The sequence below is a fragment of the Enterovibrio sp. QJM3NY_24 genome (genome assembly GCF_057786035.1).
In genome coordinates this window covers 1,323,707-1,344,085 of record NZ_CM173519.1, presented here as the reverse complement: position 1 = coordinate 1,344,085, position 20,379 = coordinate 1,323,707, and the positions used below count along the sequence as shown (strand labels likewise).

17 protein-coding genes are annotated in these 20,379 nt (G+C 47.9%); 10 read left to right on the top strand and 7 right to left on the bottom strand.

Annotated features, from left to right (window positions below; genetic code table 11):
* Positions 1–499 precede the first annotated feature (499 nt).
* From AC3CIC_RS05975 to AC3CIC_RS05955, 5 genes are all read left to right on the top strand, one after another.
* Positions 500–3,724: a glycoside hydrolase family 3 protein gene (locus tag AC3CIC_RS05975; RefSeq protein ID WP_488515603.1), complete on the top strand. Its 3,225-nt coding sequence runs from the start codon at positions 500–502 to the stop codon at positions 3,722–3,724.
* A 299-nt stretch (positions 3,725–4,023) separates the two neighbouring features.
* Positions 4,024–6,711: a DEAD/DEAH box helicase family protein gene (locus AC3CIC_RS05970; protein WP_488515602.1), complete on the top strand. Its 2,688-nt coding sequence runs from the start codon at positions 4,024–4,026 to the stop codon at positions 6,709–6,711.
* 207 nt (positions 6,712–6,918) lie between these two features.
* The gene (locus AC3CIC_RS05965; RefSeq protein WP_488515601.1) at positions 6,919–7,665 is read left to right on the top strand and encodes a nuclear transport factor 2 family protein; all 747 of its coding nucleotides are present in this window, start codon (positions 6,919–6,921) and stop codon (positions 7,663–7,665) included.
* A 26-nt stretch (positions 7,666–7,691) separates the two neighbouring features.
* Positions 7,692–8,399, top strand: a complete 708-nt coding sequence (locus AC3CIC_RS05960) for a helix-turn-helix domain-containing protein (protein ID WP_488515600.1) — start codon at positions 7,692–7,694, stop codon at positions 8,397–8,399.
* Between the two features lie 151 nt (positions 8,400–8,550).
* Positions 8,551–9,489 carry a DMT family transporter gene (locus AC3CIC_RS05955; RefSeq protein WP_488515599.1) on the top strand — a complete coding sequence of 313 codons (939 nt, stop codon included), beginning with the start codon at positions 8,551–8,553 and terminating at the stop codon, positions 9,487–9,489.
* A 95-nt stretch (positions 9,490–9,584) separates the two neighbouring features.
* Here AC3CIC_RS05955 and AC3CIC_RS05950 read toward each other — a convergent pair whose 3' ends face one another.
* Entirely contained in the window at positions 9,585–10,007 is a 423-nt protein-coding gene (locus AC3CIC_RS05950; protein WP_488515598.1) for a MarR family winged helix-turn-helix transcriptional regulator, read from the bottom strand.
* A gap of 319 nt (positions 10,008–10,326) precedes the next feature.
* On the opposite strand from AC3CIC_RS05950, the gene AC3CIC_RS05945 reads away from it, so the two are divergent.
* The gene (locus AC3CIC_RS05945) at positions 10,327–11,283 is read left to right on the top strand and encodes a catalase (protein ID WP_488515597.1); all 957 of its coding nucleotides are present in this window, start codon (positions 10,327–10,329) and stop codon (positions 11,281–11,283) included.
* A gap of 115 nt (positions 11,284–11,398) precedes the next feature.
* Here the strand turns inward: AC3CIC_RS05945 and AC3CIC_RS05940 are convergent, their stop codons facing one another.
* Together AC3CIC_RS05940 and AC3CIC_RS05935 are read right to left on the bottom strand one after the other, a co-directional pair.
* Entirely contained in the window at positions 11,399–12,286 is an 888-nt protein-coding gene (locus AC3CIC_RS05940) for a DMT family transporter (RefSeq protein ID WP_016959232.1), read from the bottom strand.
* 507 nt (positions 12,287–12,793) lie between these two features.
* The gene (locus AC3CIC_RS05935; protein ID WP_488515596.1) at positions 12,794–13,966 is read right to left on the bottom strand and encodes a CHRD domain-containing protein; all 1,173 of its coding nucleotides are present in this window, start codon (positions 13,964–13,966) and stop codon (positions 12,794–12,796) included.
* Positions 13,967–14,182: 216 nt separating this feature from the next.
* On the opposite strand from AC3CIC_RS05935, the gene AC3CIC_RS05930 reads away from it, so the two are divergent.
* Complete coding sequence (locus AC3CIC_RS05930) at positions 14,183–15,100, top strand: IS5 family transposase (protein ID WP_488515876.1); 918 nt, start codon at positions 14,183–14,185, stop codon at positions 15,098–15,100.
* A 292-nt stretch (positions 15,101–15,392) separates the two neighbouring features.
* Positions 15,393–15,701, top strand: coding sequence for a hypothetical protein (locus AC3CIC_RS05925; protein WP_488515595.1), 309 nt, complete (start codon positions 15,393–15,395; stop codon positions 15,699–15,701).
* A gap of 84 nt (positions 15,702–15,785) precedes the next feature.
* Here AC3CIC_RS05925 and AC3CIC_RS05920 read toward each other — a convergent pair whose 3' ends face one another.
* Positions 15,786–16,175, bottom strand: coding sequence for a VOC family protein (locus tag AC3CIC_RS05920; protein WP_016959233.1), 390 nt, complete (start codon positions 16,173–16,175; stop codon positions 15,786–15,788).
* A gap of 208 nt (positions 16,176–16,383) precedes the next feature.
* On the opposite strand from AC3CIC_RS05920, the gene AC3CIC_RS05915 reads away from it, so the two are divergent.
* Positions 16,384–17,004 (top strand): TIGR02594 family protein, encoded by a 621-nt coding sequence (locus AC3CIC_RS05915; protein ID WP_488515594.1) that lies wholly within the window; start codon positions 16,384–16,386, stop codon positions 17,002–17,004.
* Positions 17,005–17,022: 18 nt separating this feature from the next.
* Positions 17,023–17,703 (top strand): hypothetical protein, encoded by a 681-nt coding sequence (locus AC3CIC_RS05910; protein WP_488515593.1) that lies wholly within the window; start codon positions 17,023–17,025, stop codon positions 17,701–17,703.
* 25 nt (positions 17,704–17,728) lie between these two features.
* On the opposite strand, the gene fliJ is transcribed toward AC3CIC_RS05910, so the two are convergent.
* The 3 genes from fliJ to fliH are packed head-to-tail and all read right to left on the bottom strand — an operon-like array spanning position 17,729 to position 20,363.
* Entirely contained in the window at positions 17,729–18,184 is a 456-nt protein-coding gene (fliJ, locus tag AC3CIC_RS05905) for a flagellar export protein FliJ (protein ID WP_488515592.1), read from the bottom strand.
* A 51-nt stretch (positions 18,185–18,235) separates the two neighbouring features.
* Complete coding sequence (fliI, locus tag AC3CIC_RS05900; RefSeq protein ID WP_488515875.1) at positions 18,236–19,582, bottom strand: flagellar protein export ATPase FliI; 1,347 nt, start codon at positions 19,580–19,582, stop codon at positions 18,236–18,238.
* A 7-nt stretch (positions 19,583–19,589) separates the two neighbouring features.
* Positions 19,590–20,363, bottom strand: coding sequence for a flagellar assembly protein FliH (fliH, locus tag AC3CIC_RS05895; protein WP_488515874.1), 774 nt, complete (start codon positions 20,361–20,363; stop codon positions 19,590–19,592).
* Between the last annotated feature and the right edge of the window lie 16 nt (positions 20,364–20,379).

Genomic DNA, 20,379 nt, shown 5'->3' with positions numbered 1-20,379 from the left:
TGATGAATATCGGTCTGCTTACTCCCTCTAAGCAGGCCAACCCAACACCTTAAGTGCTAAAGAAGCTCCGGTTTAGGCTGGGCTTCTTTATTTTTGGTCTCTCGTCATACCCGTTTCTCATTGGTGTCTCTCCCTTCGTCACCCAGTCATCACCCTGCCCTTGTGTCCTTTTTGTTTACGACAAGAAAAACGCCATCCCGGTTTGAGTTCATATTTACCTTATGCTTTGGGTGTTTAATTTAACACCCGTATTCCCTTTATTGAGAAAGTGTTGCGCGGAACATATACGCTAAGATGTTTCGCACTTTTACTATATTTAATGTATGAATTTGCCCCTACTCTTTGTCCAGAGTTCTGGCGTGTGGCCGTAAAACGCATACGTAGCCGAACAAACGACGTACTCGAGGGATATATTCAGGCCAATAAGAAAGCGCTTTCGTATTTGGCTGAATATTGAGTACACGGTTGCAAGACAAATGAGAACCCTCGGAGGGGCAATATGCTCAAAGGAAAAATCATCGTGTCAGGAATGACTTCGCTGGCAATTCTGTCTGGCTGCTTTTTAGAATCAAAAGTGCCTTACTTCCCAGACTGGCCACAAATAAACAGTGCGATTCCCAAAGATCCGGAAATTGAAAGCCGTGTCTCGGAAATTCTTGCGCAAATGACGCTAGAAGAAAAAGTCGGACAAATGATCCAGCCCGATCTTCGCAGCGTGACACCGCAAGAAGCCGCAGAATATAAGATCGGCTCGATTCTCAATGGTGGCGGCGCATGGCCTAATGGCAACAAATACGCCAGTGCACAAGATTGGGTAGACGAGGCCGACAAATACTATCTCGCTCTCGAAGATGCTTATGCCGATCGCGGTTTTCGCATTCCATTTATGTGGGCGACCGATGCTGTTCATGGTCACAACAATGTGTTCCGTGCAACAGTCTTTCCGCATAACATCGGCCTCGGTGCGGCAAACAATCCGAAACTGATCAAACAGATTGGTAGTGCGACTGCCCTTGAAGTTGCCGCCACTGGCCTTGATTGGACATTCGCCCCGACCGTTGCCGCACCCCGCGACTACCGCTGGGGACGTGTGTATGAAGGCTACTCTGAAGATCCAGAAATCATCTATCAGTACGCTGGCAAAATGGTGGAAGGCTTACAAGGTGGCGCAAGTGGCCTGAAAAGCGAAAGCCATGTCATTTCTAACGTGAAGCACTGGCTTGGCGATGGCGGCACCAGCCTAGGCGTTGACCGCGGTAAGAATCAGTACACCGAAGAATACCTGCGAAATATTCACGCAACGGGTTACTTTTCTGGCCTCGATGCGGGCGCACAAGTCGTCATGACCTCATTCAACTCGTGGAACGATGATGCCAACTACGACGTGATGGGCACAGATAACTACAACAAGAAGCTTCATGGCAGTAAGTACATTGTTAATGACGTACTGAAAGACAAAATGGGCTTTGATGGCTTAGTGGTCACAGACTGGAACGGTCACAGCGAGATCAATGGCTGTACTGCTGGCAACTGCCCACAAGCCGTGTTGGCAGGCAATGACATCTTTATGGTCACCGCGCGCAAAGACTGGCAAGCGTTCTATAACAATGTCATTGCACAAGTTAACGATGGCACCATCCCTATGTCTCGTATCGACGATGCGGTCACCCGTATTCTTCGCGTCAAAATGCGTGCAAACTTATGGGATAAACCTCAGCCATCGCTGCGACGCCTTGCGGGCAAACAAGACGTTCTTGGCTCTGATGCTCATCGCGAATTAGCACGAGATGCCGTTAGCCAATCCTTGGTACTACTGAAAAACAACGACAAGGTACTTCCTCTGTCTAGCGACCAACCTTATCTCGTGGTTGGTAGCGCCGCACACAATATTCAGAAGCAAACAGGTGGCTGGTCACTCACGTGGCAAGGCACAGAAAACACCCTTGAAGATGACTTCCCCGGTGCAACGACCATGCTAATGGCGATGCAACAACACGTGGGTGAGGAAAACGTGTATACCGACGCGAATGCCGCGCCTGAAAACGCGATTGCCGTGGTCGTCATGGGTGAAGACCCGTATGCCGAAATGTTTGGTGACATCAATCCCACCAAAACACTCGAATACGCCACCTTGAAATCGTCTTATGGCGCTGATCTTCGTTTGATCAAATCGTTAAAAGAAAAAGGCTTCAAAGTGGTTTCCGTATTCTATTCTGGCCGTCCATTGTATGTGAACGAAGAGATCAATCATTCTGATGCCTTCATCGCGGCATGGCTGCCGGGTACGGAAGCTGGCGGCATCACAGATGTGTTGTTTGGCGAAGGAAAATCAGATTTTCGCGGTCGTCTTTCGTTCTCTTGGCCGGGCACAAAGTGCGCCACAACAATCAACCGTAAAGCCCCTAACCTGATGGACTATGAAACACCAGACATGGAGCAAGACATTGAAGGCGAACATGCGCCCTTGTTTGCTTACGGTTATGGCCTGTCCTACAACAAGAAAAAAAGCAGCAAGCTCAAGACTGATCTCGACAACTTGCCGCTCGACCCGCGTGAATATGGCTGCGGCCTTGATGCACCAGACGACGGTATGGCAACCACTAACCTCGAAATTTACGGTCGTTCCGCGTCCGATGAATTTGTGCCGCGCATTGCCGGTTCATCTAACGGTTGGGTGGGTGTCACTATCTCCAACGGCACACCCACCAGCATTGGTTCGATCACTACAACACCGATTGATCACCTGCATCAACAAGATGCGATCAATGTGAAATTCACCGGCGAAGCACCTGCACAGGTGTATATGCAAACACCGCAGCAACAGGTTGTCGATAAGCAAGGCTACCTCAATGCTGATGCGACCTTGCAGTTTGATATCGACATGAAATCACAAGCGCCACAAAGCATGGTGCTCGCGACGCATTGTGAATGGCCATGTTTAGGGCAAGTGGCAATCAACAAAGTGCTTCCTGCGCCAACAGCGCAAGATGAAACCCAGTGGACCACAATCAAAATTCCGCTTCAGTGTTTCGCCGACGAAGGCATGGCATTCTCTATTCTGAATACGTCATTCCTGATCTACGCCGATGAAGCCGTGGAATTTAACCTCGGTGAGATCCGCTATGTGCCGCACAGTGTGGACCCTGCCGACGATGCCATCAGTTGCGATGCACTTAAAGCGCCGACACTGCCACCATTGTTAGGTGACACCGTCGATGTGTGGGAGATCTGGGAGCCAAACCTTGTCACATGGCAAGCCAGAACAGATACATGGGCAAACATTGAAGATCACCTTGTTCTCACGGGGAATGACCCGTCTGATGACACCCATGAATTCACTGTGACTTATGACGCTGCCAGCCCAGAGTTTTTCAAAGGCGTAGCCTTAGTGCAGGGGAAAACGCAGAACTTGATTAACTTCACGTCTGGCAACCTGACCTTCGAGATCTATATCGAAAGCTATGGTTCACCTGCGAGTCCCGGTGAAACGCAAAGTGAAAACGTGGTCGTGAAGATGGAATCCCCTACGGGTTCGGGTAACGATTACCCCATTGGCAACCTAGCAACAGGCCAATGGCATCAAGTCTCTGTGCCAGTGTCGGAACTCAATACGGGCGCGTTAGACATCACCAAAGTGAACAAACCCTTCGCCACACTCGCGGAATGGGATGCTTCCCAAGCGGGTGTTGTTTACCGAGTGAGAAATATCAAGCTGGAGATGTAATACCGACGCGATAACGCAACGGTTTATGTTTTACCAACACGCAAAGGCGGCCGATATCATGGTCGCCTTTTCTTTGTCTGGCAGATCTTAACTGTGCGGCGGTACAAGTTACCAGAGAGTGAACGCTGCTTTTGAGAGGATGAGAGCTGAGAAATCAACGGCATTCAGGTAACATTTCACGCATTGCTTTGAGCTCATTCGGCTGAATGCGACAGATCAAAACGTGGTACTCACGAAAACGAGGCTTTTGTTAAAGCATCGCTTTGCGAAGGACAGGATGCAGATAAAAAGGATGATACATGCCATTTGATACCATGACGTTTTGCTATCCGTGGCGTCCCTATCAACACCGCGTACTTAACGCGGTGCATGAACACCTCAGTGACAAACGTCTGCATATCGTCGCCGCTCCCGGTGCAGGAAAAACGACGCTCGGTCTCGAAGTCTTTCGCATCCTCAGAAAACCGACATTGGTGCTTTCACCAACACGCATCATTCGCGATCAGTGGATAGACAGGCTGAAAGATTTTTGCGCCACTGATGATGCGCAGTCCCTCGATTGGGTGAGTCGTTCGATTCACCATCCCAAAACCCTTACATCCATCACCTATCAAGCGCTACACGCCAAAGTTGCTGACGCGCTGGGAACGGATGCGTTAACTGGCGAAGAGAACGACGAAGCCGAGCGACTAGACAATGACAACGGATTGAAAGACGATGAGCTAAACAGCTTCATTCAACTGCTTGAGCAGCACAACATTGAAGTGCTTATCCTTGATGAAGCCCACCACTTAAGAAACGAATGGTGGCGAGCATTAGAAAAAGTCTGCGAGCATTTCCCCAACATCACATTGGTGTCACTCACCGCCACCCCGCCTTACGATTCGCAAGGCCATGAGTGGGCGAGATATGAGAAGCTTTGCGGCCCAATTGATGAAGAAATTTCCGTCCCCGAACTCGTCAAAGCGGGCACGTTATGCGCGCATCAAGATTACCTGTGGGCATGTAACGCCACGTCATCAGAACAGCAACAAGTTGAGGAATATGACCAGCGCGTATCCACACTCTGCCATACCTTGATGGCGAGTGAGGCTTTTGAAAGCGCGGTTTTATCTCACCCTTGGTTACACCAAGACGACATTGAACAAGCGTTGATCAAAGAGCCCGAAATCGCCATTGCGATCCTCAGCTTTATGAAAGCAAAGCAACGTCCTGATAATCAAAAACTCATGCAGTTGCTCGACCTCAGGCATGACGACATTCCCGAGCTAGGGAGACATCGTTGGCAAGTGTTGATTGCGGCGCTGCTGTTTTCAAAAACCTACCCGCACGAAAACGAACACCTGCTGTTTGTTGAGCAATTAAAGAAACAACTGAATACCTCTGAGTTGCTCAACAAACGTGAACTTTCGTTAGAGCGTTCAAGAAGAATTGAACGATCTCTGTCATTAAGCGCCTCAAAAATTGAAGGTTGCTGCGAGATCCACCAGCTCGAGCTCAAACAACGCGGCAATGACCTTCGCCAAGTGATTTTAACGGATTACATCCGAGACGAAGCCCTTGCATCAGGAATGGACACTGGCGAAGTGAACCTCGGGGCATGGCCAATATTCAAAGCCATCACCACGTCATCTCCCGTATCTGGTCAAATTGCATTATTAACAGGCCGTTTAAGTATTATTCCAACGGCCTTGCTACCCGCTTTGCTCACCCATATCAGTAGCAACAACGTCAAAACTGAACCAATGGGAAGCCAACAGCAATACCAAAAAGTCTCTGCGCCACTCAATCAATTAACGGGGGCTTTTACTGCCTTGTTGATGAACGGTGACATCAACGTGCTGATTGGCACGCGATCACTGCTTGGTGAAGGCTGGGATGCCCCCGCCATAAATTCACTGATCCTCGCAAGCTCAGTGGGCTCATTCATGCTCACCAACCAAATGCGTGGACGCGCCATTCGCATTGACCCCGCCAACAAAGACAAAATTAGCGCTATATGGCATTTGGCTGCCATCAATGCCAAATCTTTTGCTGGCTGGTCCGATTTTTACAGCCTCAAACAACGCTTTGAAACCTTTGTCGGACTCTCCGAAAAAACGCTGACCATTGAAAGCGGTTTTGACCGCATGAAAGCAACAGCCATTGATTCGCCTATGAATGTCGAAATGGCTTCGCCGATTACCGCCAATAACCGCCAAATGACGCGTCGTTTTCACAAAATAAGGATTGTTGCGACGCGCTGGCATCAGGCGCTTTCTTTGGAAGAAACCGCCCGAGTGGTTCCATCAGTCAAAACCAACAAGCTGCCTGCCATTCGTGGCTATCTACTCAAGCGCTCTTTCGGCTATTTGGCGATTCAACTCGCTGGCGCAATCACTAGCGGCGTACTGGCTGCGATGAGCACCTTGAAACATTCCCCCTCAACCATACTGCCGGTTTTGGCCTTGGTTATCGCTGGTACTTTGATTTATAAGCTGCCGAAAACAATTTTTACGCTTAAAGTCGTACTCCGTTACCTGCCTGTTGACGGTGCGTTGAAACAAATTGGCGTTGCGTTGGCCGAAGCACTTTGTCAGGCTGGCTTTGTCGAAACATCGATTCGGCAAATGAAAGTCAACGTCATAAAAACCCATGAAGGCGCTTTCTTCTTGTCGCTGTCAGGTTGCACCTTCTATGAATCTTCCCTGTTTGCAGACTGCCTACACGAAATTCTCGCACCGATTGGTAACCCAAGATATTTGGTGATTCGAGAAGGGAAATTCCTCGGAATGACGCGAGATGATTATCATGCGGTTCCGCTTAGGTTTGGTGCCAAGAAAGACACCGCGATGATTTTCTACAAATCTTGGTGCAAGAACGTCAGCCTGTCAGAACTGATATATACCCGCACACCGGATGGCAGAAAAAGGCTACTCAAAGGAAAAATGAAAGCCTTCTCCTCGAACTTCAGCGATGAAGTTAAACGCCAAGACCGCTGGAGCTGACCACCATTCGTAAAGGAGCGCGGTGACTCATAGGGTCCGGTCGCCTCCTGCCCCCACCGATTTGCTTCATGTCTCGTCTATCATTTGAGAACGAATGCGTTGCCACAAATGATAGAGTCAAATCTCTCTGTTTGACTGTTCTCGTTCTCCCCCATGAACTCGGCGCTTCGCCTGTGGTTGCGCGTAGATCCAAAGAAGGAATGCAACATGAACCCAAAACTACAAAACGCGACGAATTTGTACATGGAAGGCATTCGTGATGGCAATGCTCGCCAAGCCGTCACTCAATACACCGGCGACCGTTACATTCAGCACAGCACGGGTGTCAAAAATGGCATTGAAGGTTTCGTTGAATTTTTTGAATCTTTCCTTCTACGTTGCCCTGTCAGAGACATTCGTGTTATCCGCTCTGTCGTCGACGGACAATATGTTTTTGCTCAGGTGTTCCAAGACATCAATAACGGTGAAGCAAAATGGGTGACAACGGATCTGTTCGATACCGACAGCAACGATAAAATCATCGAGCATTGGGATGTCATCTCCGCCTATGAAGGTAACGAATCCGACGATGTTAATCAGCTCAATGGTCACATTGGTATTGAAGATGAAGACGCCACAGAAGCTAACAAAGCGCGTGTTCGCGAATTCATGTGCGACGTCATGGTATTGGGACAAGCTGACAAACTGCACGCCTTCGTCGACACCGCTTCTTTAGTGACTCACCAGGGCTCAGATGTTGCATCACTTGAACAGTGCATTGGCAGTTACGATCAAGTCTTTAAACTGATCGGGCAAGGCAACGTTGTGGTGACCTACAGCCGAGTCATGAAAGGCGGTATCGAAACCGCGCGTTTCGACATGTTCCGATTGGAAAGCGGAAAAATTGTCGAGCTGTGGATCAATGAAGAAATCGTACCGCCAAAACATGAATGGACCAATGGCGGTAAGTTCTAATAGCAAAAAAGGAATTGTCTCTATACATGGAAAACAGCCTAAGCATTCGTTCATACACCCGCCAGCGGCAAAGTCACGCGCATGACTATCACCAGTTGGTCTTGCCAATACAAGGCACGATTCATATCGAACTGACCGATTACAACGGTGGCGTCGGGGTGGGCGAATGCGTGGTGATCGAATCTGGCGTGCAACATCACTTTACAGCTGACGAAGCAGCGCGTTTTATCATTGCTGATCTTTCATCGCTACCAGACAATCTTCATACATCTAACCTCGCGGTATTTTCCATCACGCCACCGCTCCTTAGTTTTCTCTACTTTGTCGAAAAACAATTAGAGTTTCAGCTGGATGATAAGCTTGAAAAATCGCTAGTCGATGTCTTTATGTTGTTACTGCAACAGCAAAGCGGCAACCCACTTGTCGACCCGCGTATTCGCGCGGCGCAAACATGCATTATTGAACATCTAGAAACTAACCTGACCATTGAAAGTCTAGCGAAAGTCGCCTGCCTCAGCCCAACCCAATTTAAGAAGCGATTCAAAGAAGCCTTGGGCGTCAGTGCCTATCAATACATTACCGAGCAGAGAATGGAAAAAGCCAAGGCTTTGCTCATACACACCGACTTGCCTGTTCAATTAGTCGCTGAACGCGTTGGCTACACTGATGTCTCTGCGTTTAGCCGTCGCTTCTCCGCCAGTTTTGGCCTCTCTCCCAGAGATTTTTCTCGCTAATACATCACCACACACAATTTATCATCGACATACTGGATGAATAGAAAAGCGCCCTCTCGGCGTAGTAATGCGTCCTTTCTGCAAAGTCTTCTTCAGCTATTTCCGTTAGGATTATTGTCAGCTTAAAGGATTAGACAGGGCACGCAGCACGATGAAACGCACCTTCTTGAACATGGACTCCGCATTGCAAGCCAGCTTGGTCATCCTGTTGTCCTCCGTGCTTTGGGGAACAACGGGTACGGTAGCGAACTTCGCCCCACAAATTAGTTCACTGGCGATTGGCGCTTTCGCCACAGGTATTGGCGGCCTATTACTGGCCATCACTGCACGTAAATCGCTACGAAAAGATGGGCAGTTGCTGCTGCAACACCGCACGACATTGCTCATTGGAGCCATTGCACTTGCGGTATATCCGTTGGCGTTTTACTCCTCAATGCGTTTGGCGGGCGTCGCCGTCGGCACGGTGGTTTCTATTGCCTGCGCCCCTTTCATGGCCGTTATCATTGAGCGTCTTTTTGGCAAAGCTAGTGCGATTACGCCGCGTTGGTTACTTAGTGTTGTTCTGGGGACAATTGGAATTGTCATGCTTACCTTTGCAGAGTCATCACATGCGCAAACCGCAACGCAACAATCTGACAAGCTTTTTGGCGTCATGCTTGGGCTACTTGCCGCGCTGACCTACGCCATTTATGCATGGGTTGCAAAACGTTTAATTGAAAACGGCGTGCAGTCTGAATCGGCGATGGGGGGCATTTTCGGCTTGGGTGCCATGCTGCTACTCCCTACCCTGATGTTCACCGGCGAACATCTATTTTCAAGCCTCAGTAACACTCTCGTTGTTACCTATATGGCATTGATCCCGATGTTTTTGGGTTACTTGATTTTTGGTTTTGGGCTTAGACATGTGAACGCCAGCAAAGCGACACTACTCACTCTGTTTGAACCTGTGGTCGCGGCCTGTTTTGCGGTTTGGATTGTTGGCGAAATTATCCCTATGCAAGGTTGGGTTGGCATGGGGCTAATCATGGTATGCCTTGTGATACAGGCCAGTGAAAAAGGCTCGACGCACAGAGTCCAAGTAACCGACTAGGGCTGTAAACCTTTTCGCAACCAAGCACCTAGCACCTAGCACCTAGCACCTAGCAAGGCACGTTGGCAAAGAAGCTATGAGCTATGAGCTATGAGCTATGAAGCCAAATGCTGACGGATTTTTTGACTTAAAGAAATCATGGTATCAGCTTCACTTTCTGTCAGCCCCGTTGCACAAAGTGCCTGTTTCGCCACCTTCTTTCCCGCCCTAGCGAGTTTCTTGCCTTCGTCGGTTAACGCGACCGATTTTTGCCTTTCATTGCCCTCAACAAGCGTCTTCGTGACATAACCAACGCTCTGTAAGCGCTTAATAATAGGTGTGACGGTCGCCTTGGATAAACCAACAGATTGTGCAAGTCCGGTCACCGATACATCCTGTTCTTGCCACAATGACATCATCACAACAAACTGCGGATAAGTGAGTTTAAAGGGTTCAAGCAATGGCTTGTAAGCCTGAGTGATCATGCTGGACGTCGAATATAAGTTGAAGCAAATTTGATCGATATGCTTGGGTCCCATGGGCTAATCCTTGTCCTTTTTATCTTTATTATTTCGTCACTATGGCAAAACCGGCCACTATCATCAACCCAAACAATTTGTGCACTAACAGTTTGGCCACCTTCATTTTATGAATCAAGCAATAAGCCTTAGCCATATCTATCTGATATAGAAAATCTATTTTATGACATTGTTAAAACTCTCAGGATAGAGACTGCCAATCGTTGATTTTTTCTACAAGTCAGACCAACATATTAACGCAATTGTTCGCACGCAAACTATTAACTAACGAACTGTTTATTGAAAATAATTTGTCTGGTTATTCAGCAAGGAGAGATCAATGAATAAGTCTATTCTATGCGCCGCAGCGCTTGGACTCGTCGCGTCACCCACTATTGCTTCAACCAACCCAAACCTCGCCGTGGATAGCGTGGATGTGTTTGAATCAATATTTGGTATTACCGAAGGAAAACGCAGAAACCATACCAAAGGTTTTTGTTTTGAAGGGCGATTTGAACCTATCGCCACAAACATCACCCGTTACACCAACAGCCCATTGTTCCAAGCATCAACGAAAGTGATAGGTCGACTTTCGCACAAAGGCGGCAATATCGATGCGCCTGACGATGTACCTAGCGATTATGGTCTCGGACTGTCTATGCAAGACGTAAACGGTGGGATCACTCGAATGGCGGTAAACACGCTAGATTTCTTCCCTGTTTCAACACCTGAAGCCTTTCTGGAACTCAATCAAGCAACGCTCAAAGGCAAAGAGGCACTCGCCGCCGTCAAAGAGAAGTACCCAGAAATAAAAGCGTTCAAGGCGCACATGGCAAAAAGAGACAACACACTAAAGCCTTATGAAGACATGAGCTACAACAGTGTGAACAGCTTCTACTTGGTGAACGACCAAGGAGAAAAAGTCGCGTTCAGGTTTGCCTTTGTGCCGACCAGCAAACACGACATATCGGTAGAAACAGGAAGCGATTTCTACTTTGAGAATCTGCAAAAAAGCCTAGAAAGCGGAGAAGTGAGTTGGAACATGGTCGTCACGATTGCCAACCCACAAGACATGGTCGACGACGCGGCAAAGCGCTGGGAAGGTGAGCATGTTACGTTCAACGCGGCACGTTTGGTCATTGAATCTATTACCCCCGAAGGGAAATGCGAAGATATCACCTTTGACCCGACCATGCTCAGCGACGGTATCGAGCCGTCTAATGATCCCCTACTGCAAACGCGAAGCTCGTCTTATGCTGTTGGATTAGGTCGTAGACTCAGTGAGAAATCGCAATAGCGAGCATCTTATGTACACGGTCTCGCGTAGAGCAATCCTTATACAACTTAGACAAACTGCTAGGCAAAAAGAAGGCGAGACTCATGTCTCGCCTGCTTCGTGATTGATTCGCACACTACCGTGATTTTTTCCGCATAAAATCACGCAGCGGTTGGGTTCCGCGATAAACCAACAGCGACAATAAAATCAACGCACAGCCTGCAATTTTATGCGCAGGCATTGATTCGTGATACCACACCACGCTCAGGATCACCGTCCAAACAGGTTCAAGGATCATAATAATGGCCGCATTTGCAGCGCTTGCTCCCTTCTGGCCAAGCGTCTGCATTAAGTAACGCAAACTTGTTGCCACCAGCACACTCAGCGTAAACCAGCCCCACACTGTCGGAGGTATGGTGTCGGGCCATGTTTCGGTCAGCAACGAAGCGATGGTCGCAACCACACCCGTAGAGAACAGTTGCACACAAGTCAGCACCAAGGTCGGAATACGCTGTGCATAGCGGTTGTTCAAATTAAAGTGAACAGCGAGAAACAACGCCGCCAGCAAGAACCAAATCTGACTTGGCGAGAGCTGCCAGCCCACACCACCCAGTGAGAGCAACGCCAAACCCACCACGGCAATCGGCATCGAAAACCAGAATATCCTCGGCGGCGCTTGCTTATACAGCAACCACGCGACGGGCGGCACAATCAGCATGGAAAGGCTCATGATAAACGCGCCTTCCCCCAGCGAGGTGCTGACAGACATGGCGAAAATCCAGAACAAAATCGCACATGCCAGCACGCAGCCCACTCCTGCTGCTCGCGTCAAATCGCCCCTATCAACGACTTTCAGTTTGCCAAAGCAAAACGGCAGGATACACAAGGATGCCAAAATGAAGCGCAGGCCGATAAACCCAAACGGCGGCATACCCTGAATCGCCTCTTTCGAGAAAATCCATCCCCAGGCAGCCAACACAGTAGCAACAAGTAAAATCAAAGAAGCACGTCTTTCGACCAACATTAAACACCAACAAAAAAGGAACAGAAAAAGGCGTGGACATTATTCCACTGGATGGAGGGATTGAATATCTAAGATTTTGGAATTGATTTGATTCAACGTTAAGCGTCGGCTCCGTGCTAACAGTCTTTTCAAGCGAAGTCGACGGAGCCAAGGTTAAATGTCTTGAACACGAAAAGATGCCGCAATGCTTTTTCCTCCGACGATTCAGACTTCACTTAACAAGCTACTGAGAACAAGATCAATAGCTTAAAATACATACGCTGGTATCACATAATGTCGTACATCAGTTTTTAGGGGCAGCACTCCAGTCAATTTAGAATAGGTCTCGTAAACGCTTTTTTTAGGAAACTCCGCTGCAACAAAAAAATTGGCGAGGCGAAAAAAAATTGCGGACTCATTCCGAGCCCGCAATCTTTTATAACAACCTAAACCGAGTGCCTTTGTTTACCCTAACAGTAACTCAATTTCGTGTTGTGCACGCCGAGGTGATTAAGGTAATAAGCGAGATTACGGCACAATTTGCCCGCGAATTTCACCAGAAGGGTTGGCTGGCGTATGCACATTGACATAGTTACCCGCCGACACGAAATCCTCTTTCTGATTGTCATCAAGTGTCGTGCTGTCTGGTGTCATCCAAGCAGCCACGTTGTCAGCGCTTTGTTCTAGCCCAATAACAACGCCACCATTGGCACCCGCTTCGCCTTTGTGAATATGCGCAGCAACGGCATCATCCACGCCGGACGTCACGACTTTTAGATCCAGTGAGCCGCTTTTTGTGTTCAGTAAGGCATAACCATTACCCGAGGCAGAAGTGGTGACGGTTGGCACTTCCTGACTGCCACTCAATGGGAAGGTAAACAAAGAATAATCCGCCGAGAATACTTGCCCACGGATCTCCCCGCCTGTATTCGCAGGCGTGTGGAAATTAGCGTAATACCCGCCAGAAAGCATGTCTTCAAACGTGTCGCTGTCTACTGCAGTGTCCACAGGCGCTGTCCAAACGTTAGGATCTTCGCCATCCTGATCTAGCGCCACCAGCACACCGCCCGTTGTGCCGACACGGCCGCTGTGGATGTGCGCGGCGATCGCATCATCAATCCCCTGTGTATTGACTCGCATATTTAGCGCTTTCTCGACGCTGTCATATTTTAGGTACCCTTGCCCACTTGCATCTGTTGTGACAACAGGGACTTCCTGACTCCCATCAACCATAAATGAAAGGATCGTGGTGGTTTTCGGCACCACTTGCGCGCGCAGTTCTCCCGAAGGGTAGGCTTGTGTATGTACATTGACATACCAATCGCCATTGCGCAGCGCTTCCATGTCCGAATAACTTAGGTGGTTAACTTCAACAACAAGATACTTTTTATGCTTTGAATCCGTCTTTGACTCCCATGGTCTCCTTTTGGGCTCTTCGAAGGTGAACTCAACAGGCCCAGTTTGCCCAATGCCGCCTAAATGTATGTGTGAGAACAAATATCCATCAACATCATTAACGTAAAGCCTCGCTCTCAGTCTTTTGCGTTTTTCATCAAGCTCCACTTTCGCATTGGCTGTTTGCTCAGAGGCATTCAAAGGCACAGCCTGTTGACTACTCAACGTAACTTTGTAGGTTTTGGTCGCCTCAAATCCGCAAGCAGATAGAAGGAAAAGGGATAACACTACGATTAGTTTTTTCATCAATACTTCCTCAATGGTTCCATTTGATACGAGTTTTAGCCCGGTAAATCCGCGTTCCGCTAGAGACTAGATAAGCGCGTTGAAGAACCGCTCATTGAGGATATTAGTGCGGCTAAAGAGTGGCTTTAGGTATTAACCCGGCGTTGTTTCCTAAATCATTGAACTAATATCAATAGCCGCGATCAGATCATCAGGACCTCAAACAGGTAGATGATGATGGGCAAATCCAAGCACAAGATCAGCAACTGGAAAGAATACAACCAAGCCCTGAAAAATCGTGGCTCGGTCACCTTTTGGATTGATGCTGCTGCCATCAAATCTTGGCGCTGCAATAAACACCATGGGAAGCGTGGTCGGGGTTTCCAATTTAGTGATGCATCGATTGAGACGGCATTGATGATCAAAGGAGTTTTCAAGCTCCCTTTGCGAGCACTCGAAGGATTCATTAACTCGCTGTTTGTGCTCATGGATGTTCCACTGACGTCTCCTTCTTATAGCTGTATTAGCAAGCGAGCAAAGACCGTCGAAGTTCACTATCGTTCTCCAAGCCGTGGGCCTATCGCTCATGTCGTCATCGATGCCACTGGTCTAAAAGTGTATGGGGAAGGTGAATGGAAAATGCGTAAGCATGGTAAAGAAAAACGCCGAGTATGGCGTAAGTTGCACCTCGCTATTGATGCCGCTACGCACGAGACCATTGCTGCTGAAGTGAGCTTGGATAGTGTTGGTGATAATGAAGTCTTACCGACGTTGTTGAATCCGCTTCGTCGAAAGATTCAACAAGTGAGCGCTGACGGTGCTTATGATACTAAAGCGTGCCATCGTGTATTGAAAAATAAGGGGATAACACCCACCATTCCTCCGAGAAGTAACGCAGGTTTTTGGGAGGAAGGGCATCCTCGAAACATAGCTGTAAGCGCCTTAAAATCGGGTGATCTCGCCACGTGGAAACAAGAAAGTGGTTATCACAAACGGTCATTGTCAGAAACGGCGATGTACCGCTATAAGCAGTTACTCAGTCCAAAATTGACGTTAAGAGATTACAACGCACAAGTCGGAGAAGCGTTAGCGAACGTCAAGGCAATGAACAAAGTCATAAGACTCGGTATGCCTGTTAGAAAACCAACTGGTTAGGCCGTTAAAATCAAATAGGATCAATTCGTTAGCTTAACGATTTGATCAACAAGGCCTATTAACCCCTAAAACAGCCATACATCTTAAAAAAAAGATGCATCAATGTAATGGAATCCTAGATCCCTCCGGCTTCAACACAGATGAATGCACTAAGTAAGGGGAATAATTCCACAAATAAATCTATAAGATAAAACTCATATGGAACATCTCGTTCTTTCACCACTCAATTATTTTTCGGTTTTTGCTCCTCAATGCAGGCGACGCGATAGCGAACCTGCCATGGTCTTCTTTGATGTGTTCAATCCAGTGCTTAGACGAATCGAGCGTGGTATCACGTATCAATGCCTTATCGGCGTCATTGGGCGCGTTTTCGACGTGGCTTTACTATGTGTCCATCCACAAAATCGGGGCGACAATAGCCATGGGGTTGGATATCACTTACGGGGTCTGGGCGGAGATCATTCAGAGCATTCTTCATCCACACAACGCGGGGTTAAAGCTGCTGGTCTCTTCCATCATCATTACGCTCGGGGTAACTTTGACCATCAGCCGAGATAAAGACAAAAAGCCTGAACGACAAGCAATGTGGCTGAAAATTTAGAACATGAAATGATAAAGGGCCAGCATGTTCGCATGCTAGCCCTCTTTGAGTCACTCAATCACAGGGTGAATAAGACACTGACAATTAACTTTCAGCTGGCATCACGTACATTGCGCATATTTTATTGCCCGATGGATCAAGTAAGTAAGCCAAATACAGGCTCATTCTGCTATTTGCGCGAACACCCGGCGGTTCTTCACATGGAGTGCCACCATTCGCGATACCCGCTTCATGCCATGCCTTCGCCTGCTCAGGGCTACTCGCCTTAAAACCAATGGTCATACCGTTACCGTGTGACGCTGACTCGCCATTGATCGGTTTAGTAATCCCAAGCACCCCATCTTGGGTTAGATAGAAACAGCGACCTTTTTCATCAATCATCCCTTCTGAGTAACCCAACACTGCCAACGTTGCATCATAGAAAGCTTTTGATTTTTCCATGTCATTGGAACCAATCATTACATGACTAAACATCTCTCTTCCTTTCTGGTTATTGGTATGGTCATGACTGTGCAGGATAGGCGTTGTTTTGTCTAGATAAAGCAATCTAAAAACAAATTATGTAAAATAACTTAATAATCAAATTTTTATTTTTAAAACCAAAAAATGTCTTAAATAAAAAACAACCATCCGTCTCGACGCTATAATACACTATGAACATGACGAATAAGAAGGCAGTAAAATGGTCATGTATACAATTTATAGATCAAATGAAGAAATGAAACTGAAGTCTATATCCGAGAACCTAGGAATAGACCACAAAGAACTATTAAAAATAAACAAACAAATTGAAAGCAGAGACTTTGCATTTAGGTCAGAACCAATAAATATCCCATTTAGAACTGAAGAATCCAGCTTACTAAAAACACCCACAAGAAATGAACTACCATCATGGTATCTCATTGCCCAGGAGGAGATGGAGTCAATTATAAACGAATGGGAAGGTAGTGAGCATAACCCACGAATAATTGAGTACCACAAAACAACCACTCTTTCTGCCACTGATGATGAAACTCCGTGGTGTTCTAGTTTCGTTAATTGGTGCGTTATTAATAGCGGGCATGACGGAACGAACTCAGCAGCAGCGCGGTCATGGCTAAACTGGGGCAAAATAACTGAAACTCCGACCATTGGCTGCATAACAATTTTAAAGAGAGGAACTAAGCCATGGCAAGGACATGTTGGGTTCTTTGTCGGCGCAGAAGGTTCACAGGTTCTATTGCTTGGTGGAAACCAATGCAATTCAGTAAATATAACATCTTACCCTTCGTCAAAAGTAATTGGATATAGAACCATTACATAATCTTCAGGTGTTAATCCAATGAGTTATATATTAAAATCACTTATTCTTGTTTTTTTCGTGATATCCTTTAGTGCATGCTCAGTCATTGAAGGCACTCCAAATCGATCTGGAAATATTGATGATGAGTTGAAGTCTCTTAATTTATATTTTTCTCCAAAAATTATCACAACCTTTGAAAACACTCCAAACAACAAAAAACACCTATTACGCAATGAAATAACCTATGGGAGGATTCGAGCAATAGATCTTCATTTCAATCAGTTTTTGAAATCAATAACATCGGAAAATTCTAAATTAGGAATAACAACAGATTCTGCAATTCTACTACTTAGTTCAGCAGGCGCATTGTCAACTGTTTCAAGTACTCAAGCAATCCTTGCTGCAACTTCAGCAACCATCACTGGCGTTAAAGCATCAATAGATAAGAATGCATATTTTGATGCGTCATTAGGGGCCATTGTGTCGCAAATGCAGGCAAATAGAAAAATGGTACTTTTACAAATACTCCAAGGCCTTTCTTTAGATCAGACTGTTTATCCACTACAAAAAGCGCTACTTGATGTAGAAGAGTATTTTCAAGCAGGAACTATTCTTCGCGCAGTGTCTTCATTTAATGAGTCGGCAGCAGAAGAAAATAAAGCCGTTGGCTTAACTCTCAATAACTTCAACCCTGTCAGTTATAGAAAAAGTTTGAAATAAGGGTAACTAATCACTACAACCTCCCTCAAACCGCCCGTCTCTTCAGACGGGCGTTGATCATCTCCTCCAGCAACCTCTGCTCTTTTCTCGCTTTCTCATAGCGCTGCTTGGCTTTCCAGCGATCTAACGCTTTTTCTAGCCCTTGAACACGGGCGTGCCGTTGTTCCAGTTCCTTTTGCACAGAAGAACATTGCGCCTGCAATACCGCTTGCTCATGTTCGCAGTGAACCAATAGCTTTTGTAGCATTTGATCGACGCGGGAGAGGTTCATCAGCGCGGCGCTGTTGAAAGTTGCTTGCTGAGTAGCGGTTTGTAGAGTGGCAGATTGATTGGCGTGGGTTTTAAGTTCAGACAATAGCCCGAGTTTACCTTCAAGGTGAGCGTGGCGCGCGCGCATGGATTCAAGCTGCTGGCCGACACGGTCGCGGCGCTTTTCTTCTACTTGTTGTAGTTTGCCACACGCTTTGATTTTTGCGTCCATACGCTGTCTCCTTGATCGCGCTTGCGAACGTTAATGCGATGAGTACTACGCCTACTGCTGCTGAAACATCTGCGCGAGATCAGTCAGACTGCTTGAGTAATCGGCGGATTCATCCGCGCCTTGCAACAGATAGCCTTTGAGCTGCGGATACATGGCAACAGCGCGATCAAGCTCTGGGTCTTGCCCCGGTTGATACCCCCCCAAAGGCAGCAGTTCTTTTACTTGCAGGTAGTTGGAATACAAGGTGCGAAACTGATTGGCGATGGTGGTGTGTGCTGGCTGCGTGCAACCCGACATGCAACGGCTAATCGACGCATTGATATCAATCGCAGGGTAATGTCCCTGTTCGGCCAATTGGCGCGACAATATGACGTGACCATCCAAAATCGCGCGAGCGGAATCCACCACAGGATCTTGTTGATCGTCTCCTTCTGCCAACACGGTATAAATGGCCGTTAAGCTGCCATGTTGGTTTTCACTGTTACCTGCACGTTCAAGCAACTGCGGCAACAAACTAAAGACAGATGGCGGATAACCACGCGAGGCGGGCGGCTCGCCGAGGGAAAGGGCAATTTCACGCTGCGCCATGGCATAACGCGTGAGTGAATCCATCAGCAGCAAGACATCTTTGCCTTGGTCGCGGAAATACTCTGCAACACGGTGACAAAGCAAGGTAGCGCGAAGGCGCATCAGCGGCGATTCATCCGCGGGTGCGGCTACCACAATGGCGCGTTTACGGGCTTCTGGCGTTAGGTTACGTTCAATGAACTCACGTACTTCACGTCCGCGTTCGCCAATCAATCCGACCACAATCACGTCAGCTTCGGTGTTTTGGGAAATCATGCCCATCAAGACACTTTTACCCACGCCGCTGCCTGCCATAAGGCCAATGCGCTGGCCTTTACCAACAGTCAACAAGCCGTTAATCGCGCGCACACCCATGTTGAGTGGGGTATCTACCGGGCGGCGTTTTAGTGGGTTGATCGGTTTAGGTTCGAGGGAAACACGCTCGCCGCCTTTCAGCTCTGGGCCATCATCAATGGCTTCGCCCTGCCCGTTCACTACGCGTCCTAGCCAGTTCGCGCCAAGTTGCACGGTGCTGTCGCCTTCCAGCGGTATCACTTTCGCGCCTGCGAACAACCCGCCAAGGCGACGGATGGGCATCAGGTACGCCACGTTGTGGTCAAAACCCACGACTTGCGCTTCAATCATGTCGCCTTCAGCCGTTTCGACCAAGCAACGCTGTTCGAGTTTGAAACGGCAGCCAACGGCTTGCAGCATCAACCCGTTCACTTTGACTAAGCGACCCGTCACTCGGGCAATCGGTACCGAATCGAGCGACGCGATTGCATCGCTCAAACGCTCTGACAGTAAAACGTGCGCAGAGGTGCTATTCATCACGACTTCAGTCATTCACAGCCTCAAGCTGTTGTGAGTCTGTGGTACTGCTTGATTCCTTGTTAAAAGGTTGTGACACTGTCACCTCATCAAGCAAATGCTGCTTAACGTTATCCATGCAGGTTTGCAGGCGCGAATCGCAGCTGGCGTCGGCTTCTGCATCTTCTGTCACCAGATGACAGCCGCCCACAGGCAGTTCATTGTTCGCCACCAACTTCCATGTTGCAGGAAGATCGGCATTGATGTTTTTGATCCGCTCCAGATCTTGAGGGTTCAAATGCACCGTGACTTTTTCTGATTTGCCCGGTAACGCGTCGATGGTTTCATCCACCAGCGTCAGGATTTGCTGTGGCATCAGAGTTAGCTCTGCGCGGATAACTTGCTGCGCGACTTTCTGAACCAGTTCACAAATCATATGGCGCTGCTGTTGCTCGCGCTCTTTTTGCCAATGCGACAATGTATGGAACAGCTCGTTAACGGGTTTAGCCGCATCAAGAAATGCTTGTCGCCCTGCTTGTTCGCCAGACACAAAGCCTTTCTGAAAGCCCTCTTTTTGACCGTCTAGCAAGCCTTGCTGTATGCCCTGCTCTGTACCCTGGCGGAAACCTTCTTGATGGCCTTGCTCTAATCCTTGCTGAAAACCCGCTTCGAGTTTTTGCTGCAAGTCTGCCTGAACATCATTCCAGTTCTGCTCTGCACCGAATTCGTCTTCCACCATAACCACTGGCTTTGCCAGCGGAGGAAAACGGTGAACACGGTAGCCAGATGGCGGGATTTTCATGAATTTTCCTGTCATG